This window comes from Roseateles sp. P5_E11, from assembly GCF_054049355.1.
In genome coordinates this window covers 1-824 of sequence record NZ_JBFUMO010001120.1, presented here as the reverse complement: position 1 = coordinate 824, position 824 = coordinate 1, and the positions used below count along the sequence as shown (strand labels likewise).

Sequence of the window (824 nt, the reverse complement as noted above, 5' to 3'; positions counted from 1 at the left end):
GGCTGATGGCCGCTGGCCTTCGGTACGGGCCAGGCGGGTGATGAGATCGCGGTCCTGCGTCGGAATCAGGTGCTCGCGGCCTTCGTAGGCCGCGGCGTTGAAGCGTGTGCCCAGGCGCTGCACTTCGGCGCGCAGGTGCTCGCGGCGGCCCTTGTGCAAGGCCTTGTCGACGGCCAGCGTGGCCTGGTCCACGGCCTGGTTGGTGGTGGACAGCAGCAGCACGCGAGCGTGCGGGTGGCGGTCCAGGTACTCAGCCAGCAGCACGCCCAGCGTCGTCGTTTTGCCCGTGCCCGGTGGCCCCCACAGGAAACCGCTGCTGTGGCCCGCCAGCGCTAGCGCTGCGCGTTGCGCCGGGCGCAGCCAGCGGAAGGGCTCGCCGGTCAATGCCGTGCCGCCGTGCAGAGGTTGTGGGTTCGACAGGTCGGGCAGGCAGGCCAGCGCCTGTTCGGCCCAGGGCGTGTCCCACCACGCATCGGCCACGGCGTTCAGGAAGCGCGTCGGGTAGAGGCGGAGCAGGTGCCCGGCCGGCGGCGGCGGGCCGCTGGCGTTCTGCAGCACGAGCTGGTCGTCCTCGGCCAGCACGGCCAGCACGCTGGCGCCGCCTTTGCTCGGCGCGCCCCACCACGCAGAGGCGCCGTCCAGGCTGTCGTCCAGCAGCGCCTGCGCCGAGGCCACACCCGGCCGCTGGCCCTCGGCGAACACATAGCCCGGCTCCAGCGTCACCCGCCACAGCACGCCGTCGCGCTCGCTGTGCAGCACCTTGAAGTCGTAGTACTCGGGCGTGGCCGAAAGCTCGGCGTTCAGCGCCGCGCGGAGGTCGGCGA

Annotated in this window: 1 protein-coding gene; it reads right to left on the bottom strand. The window is 72.7% G+C overall.

The genetic code is table 11. The annotated features are described in order from the left end of the window. Window positions 1–824 (bottom strand): AAA domain-containing protein (locus ACXJKR_RS33815; RefSeq protein ID WP_457326586.1); only part of this gene is annotated, 824 nt, incomplete at both ends.